This is a genomic window from Streptomyces sp. rh34 (genome assembly GCF_002551245.1).
Classification (GTDB): domain Bacteria; phylum Actinomycetota; class Actinomycetes; order Streptomycetales; family Streptomycetaceae; genus Streptomyces.
In genome coordinates this window covers 1-4,536 of record NZ_NTGZ01000394.1, presented here as the reverse complement: position 1 = coordinate 4,536, position 4,536 = coordinate 1, and the positions used below count along the sequence as shown (strand labels likewise).

Here is a 4,536-nt window from a genome sequence, read left to right as displayed (position 1 = left end):
GATGCCCCGCCCGGCCCTGTACACCGCCGCGCAGAAGGCGTCCGGGCTCGGCCGCGTCATCGCGGGGCGCGACGGGTGGATCTCGCGGCTGCCCCCACCGCTCCGCGGCTGGAGCGCCAGCCGTGACACCGCGGCGCCGCCCCGGGAGACGTTCCGCTCCTGGTTCGCCTCCGACGAGGGCGCGGCCGCCCTGCGGGCCGCGGCCGCCGAACACGACACCGCGGGCCCTGGCGGCGACCACGACGAGGAGGACGCGACATGAACAGTGCCCGCGACACCGTGCTGGGCCGGATCCGCGACGCCCTCGCGTTGGCTCCGCCACCCGCCGTCGTCGTCCCGCGCGACTACCGCACCGGGCGCGCGCTGCCCGACGACGAACGCCTCACCCTGTTCACCGACCGGCTCCTCGACTACAAGGCGCGGGTGCACCCCTGTGCGGCCGCACCGCCGAGGTCATCGGCGACATCCTGCGGGAGCACGGCGTTCGCCGCATCGGCGTGCCGGCCGGGCTGGACGCGGGCTGGCTCGCCCGGTACGACGGCGAGGTGCGGCAGGACGACGCCGATGTCCCGCCCTCACGACTCGACACCCTGGACGCGGTGGTGACGGCGTCGGCAGCCGGCTGCGCCGAGACCGGCACGGTCTTCCTGGACGGTTCGCCCGGCCAGGGACGCCGGGCGCTGTCCCTCGTCCCTGATCTGCACCTCTGCGTGGTGGGCCTCTCCACCGTCGAGGCGGGCGTGCCCGAGGCGGTCGCGCGCCTGGTGCCCGAACGGCCGACGACGCTGATCGGCGGCCCGTCCGCCACGTCCGACATCGAGCTGGAGCGAGTGGAGGGCGTGCATGGCCCCCGGACACTGGTGGTGGTGATCCGTACGGACGCGTAGTCCTAGGCGGCGGTGTCCGGCGGCCCGTGATCCACCGCCACCGCCGCACCGCCGAACGTGATCCGAGTCCGCGCCCCGTCCTGTGCCCAGCGCACCTCGACCGTGGAGCCGGACACCGTCACCCCCTCCACGACCCCGTCCACGACCTGGTCCATGGTCCCCTCCGCGGTCCCGTCCAGCGGGGCGGCTCCGGGCGCGGCTTCCGGGGCGGCGGTGAGGGAAGCCAGGGCGGCCAGGACCGCCGTGCCGGTCACCTCGGCGGTGAGCCGGGGCACGGTCGCCCAGCGGGCGAACGCCGTTCCCTGCGGCGCCCGTACGCACTCGGGAGCTCCCCAGCCGTGCAGCCCCCGCAACCGTGAGCGCACCGTGCCGTCGGGTTCGGTCGCCCAGCCCGTCAGCTCGGCCCGTGCCCCGTCCGGCGCGCCCAGCACCCGGTGCACCCGTAGTTCGTGGCGGCCCCGCGCCACGATCACGCTCTCCACCCGCAGCCCGGGGACGGTGGACGGGCCCGCCGGGAACACCGGCAGGTGCCAGGAGGCCGCCCAGCCCCAGCCGTCGCCGTGCCCGGACCCGAGCGGACGGATGCGCCGCCGCGCGCTGCGCACCCCGCCGACCGTCACCGACAGATGGTTGTCCGCGGTGTTCGCCGCGGAGGTCGGCCCGGTCACGGTGGAGTACGCGAGCCGCGCGTAGAGCGGGTCCTCGTCGGCCGCTGACTCGCCCTCGTCCGGGCGGACGTGGTCGCTGCCGTGGTTGTGCAGCCGCACCACGCCGTCCGCCCGGGTCGACTGCACCAGGAAGCCCGCCGCCGGCACGGACAGCACCCGGTCGGGCCCCTCGCTCGGGGCCGCCTCCTCCGGCGACGACCAGAAAGGATGCTCGGCGGGAGCCAACAGGGACACGAACGCCTTCGACGCCCAATAAGGGGACGCGGGGCCGGAGTAGGTCTGCAGTGTCGCAGTGTGCGGGCCGTGCCAGCCGAGGCTCAGCAACCCGCTCCCGTCGACCGCGCCGCGCTCCAGGAAGTACCGCAGCGCCCCACTGACCACCCGCCGGGACGCCCCCGGGGCGAGCGGCGTGTGTCCGGTCACCGCGCCCAGACCCACACCCGCGCTCGCGGCGAAGCGATAGGTCAGCGAGCGCCCGAAATACAGCGGGGCCCCGTCGCCGCCGAACATCAGCGAGAAGCTCCCCAGGTGCTCGCGCAACCGCGCCCCGTGCCGCGCCGACTCCCGTGCGTCGCCCGACAGATGGGCGTCGAGCAGCGGATACAGGTGCAGCGCCCAGCCGTTGTAGTGGTCGAAGGCGCGCCCGTCCCCGTCGGCGTACCAGCCGTCACCCCGGTACCAGTGCTCCAGCAGCTCCAGGGCCCGCTCCCGGGCCCGTGCCGTCTCCGCGTCGCCCCGGCCCACCGACTCCAGGAATCCGGCGACGGTGTACGGGAAGAGATACCAGTTGTTGCCCGAGGGAACGTGCCGCAGCGCGCCCCGCAGCCAGTGCTCCGCCCGGTCCCGAACGTCGGGCGTCAGCCGGTCCCAGAGCCAGGGCCGGGTGAGCCGCAGACCGAGGGCCACCGAGGCGGACTCCACCATGGGCTGCCCCTGCACATCGTGGTCCAGGATCAGCGGCCAGGACTCCGCGTCGTCCCGGCCCGGTGTCCGCGTACCGGCGTCGAGCCCGTCCGCGTACCGCTCCAGCAGTCCGTTCGGGTCCTCGCCCCCTGCCCCCGCGACCCGGAAACCGGCTGCCAGGAACGTGCGCGCGTACCCCTCCAGGCCGTCGGAGCGGACACCCGAGTGCGATGGGGGACCGGGCAGGTCGAGCCGGGCGCCGCCCGGCGTGGCCCACTTCCACGCGGCGTCCAGCATCCCGTCGGCGGCCGCCTCCCAGTGGGCGCGGGTGTATCCGGTGTACGGGCTCGACGTGCGGTCTTCCGGAGGGAGCCCCAAGAGGGCACCAAGGGGGACGGTCATGCGGGAATCCTGAGCGATTGATCGAAGGGGGGCAATAGATCGATCACAAGCGGGCCGAATCGATCAAACGCTCATCAGGGGCAAGGGAGGGGGAGAGCCTCGATCCGTTGGCCGGAAAACCGGTGCGCTTACCATCTTTCCCGACATGGACACCATCAGCCTCTGGCAACTTGCCGCGCTCGCGGCGGCATCCACTCTCGTCGGCTTCTCCAAGACAGCTGTCAGTGGTGCCAACACGATCAGCCTCGCGGTCTTCGCGGCCGTTCTCCCGGCCCGCGAATCGACCGGAGTGCTGCTCCCGATCCTCATCGTCGGCGATCTTCTCGCCGTACGCGTCTACCGCCGCCACGCCCACTGGCCCACGCTGCTCCGGCTGTTCCCCGCCGTCGCGGTGGGCGTCGTCGCGGGCACCCTGTTCTTGCTGTGGGCCGACGACGCGGCGGTCCGCACCTCCATCGGCGCGATCCTGCTGTTCATGACGGGCGTCACCCTGTGGCGACGCCGGACCGCGGAGAAGGAGACCGGGCCCGGGGCGGGCGCGGGGGTGGACAGCGAAGCCGGGGCAGCAGGTGAGGCCGGTACCGGCACCGGTCGGGCCGCGGCGCGCGGTTACGGGGTTCTCGGCGGCTTCACCACGATGGTCGCCAACGCCGGCGGGCCGGTGATGTCGCTCTATCTGCTCTCGGCCGGCTTCCGCAAGCTCGGCTTCCTCGGCACCTCGGCCTGGTTCTTCCTGATCCTGAACGTGTCCAAGGTGCCGTTCAGCGTAGGTCTCGGCCTGATCGACGCCCGCTCCCTGCTGCTCGACGCCTGTCTGCTGTTGTTCGTCCTGCCCGGTGCCTACCTGGGCCGGGCATGCGTCGACCGGATCAACCAGAAGGTCTTCGACCGGATCGTCATCGGTGCGACGGTGATCGGCGGACTCCAACTGCTGCTGATCTGAGGCCGCCGGGCCGCCGCCTCAGGGAAGCAGCAGCCAGTCCGCTCCCACGGCGGCCAGCAGCCCCGCCCCCAGCAGCCAGCTGGCCAGCCGGGTACGGCCGTTCCTGCTCAGCTCGATCACCACGCCGCACAGGATGAGCGCCAGCCCGTAGACGCCGACGACGAGGACCGACGAGCGGCTCGCGATGCGCAGCCCGAGCACGAGGGCCATCGCCGCCATGCCCACCGAGGAGAGCACGATCCGCAGCCGCCGGGCCTGGCGCGGGGTGAGTCTCTTCCCTTCCCGGTCGTCCCGACCATCCCCACGGTCCTCACCGCCGGGAACATCGACTCCGTCCGTCGTCGTCGCTGTCGCCGCTTCCGTCTCCCCGGGGGCGTCGGCTATCGGGGAGTCGCCGCCCCGTTCCTGGTCCTGGTCGGACTGTTCGTCGTTCAGCCTGTCCTCGCGCTGGTCCTGGTGCTGGTCCTGGTCAGAAGTGCTCATGGAGCCGGATCGTAGTAGCTGTACGGACCCGGGGTTCGCGGACCCGGGTCTTCCCGCTCCGGGCCACACTCCTGGCCCCGCCTTCGGGCTACCTCCGCAGGCGGGGCGACTCGGCCGCCGCGTCGACCGTCGGGCCCGACTCCACCCGGCCCGCCAACTCCCGCGCCCAGTCGGACAGCCCGGCGACGGCGATCCCGTGCGGCCCGGAGCCGGCGAACGGGGCGAGCGCCCCCGCGCCCCGGCGCAGCAG

3 protein-coding genes and 3 pseudogenes are annotated in these 4,536 nt (G+C 73.5%); 3 read left to right on the top strand and 3 right to left on the bottom strand.

Annotation, left to right across the window (positions count from 1 at the left end; translation table 11 throughout):
* Window positions 1-262: pseudogene (locus CR470_RS35950) on the top strand ((4Fe-4S)-binding protein); the annotation flags it as partial.
* Window positions 259-887: pseudogene (locus CR470_RS35945) on the top strand (LutC/YkgG family protein). The pseudogenes CR470_RS35950 and CR470_RS35945, both read left to right, overlap by 4 nt.
* A gap of 2 nt (window positions 888-889) precedes the next feature.
* Here CR470_RS35945 and CR470_RS35940 read toward each other — a convergent pair.
* Entirely contained in the window at window positions 890-2,860 is a 1,971-nt protein-coding gene (locus CR470_RS35940; RefSeq protein ID WP_097871779.1) for a DUF2264 domain-containing protein, read from the bottom strand.
* Window positions 2,861-3,005: 145 nt separating this feature from the next.
* Between CR470_RS35940 and CR470_RS35935 the strand changes: the two genes are divergently transcribed.
* The gene (locus CR470_RS35935; RefSeq protein ID WP_097871777.1) at window positions 3,006-3,803 is read left to right on the top strand and encodes a sulfite exporter TauE/SafE family protein; all 798 of its coding nucleotides are present in this window, start codon (window positions 3,006-3,008) and stop codon (window positions 3,801-3,803) included.
* An 18-nt stretch (window positions 3,804-3,821) separates the two neighbouring features.
* Here CR470_RS35935 and CR470_RS35930 read toward each other — a convergent pair whose 3' ends face one another.
* Window positions 3,822-4,286 carry a hypothetical protein gene (locus tag CR470_RS35930; protein ID WP_179892493.1) on the bottom strand — a complete coding sequence of 155 codons (465 nt, stop codon included), beginning with the start codon at window positions 4,284-4,286 and terminating at the stop codon, window positions 3,822-3,824.
* 88 nt (window positions 4,287-4,374) lie between these two features.
* Window positions 4,375-4,536, bottom strand: a pseudogene (locus tag CR470_RS40955) (DUF309 domain-containing protein); the annotation flags it as partial.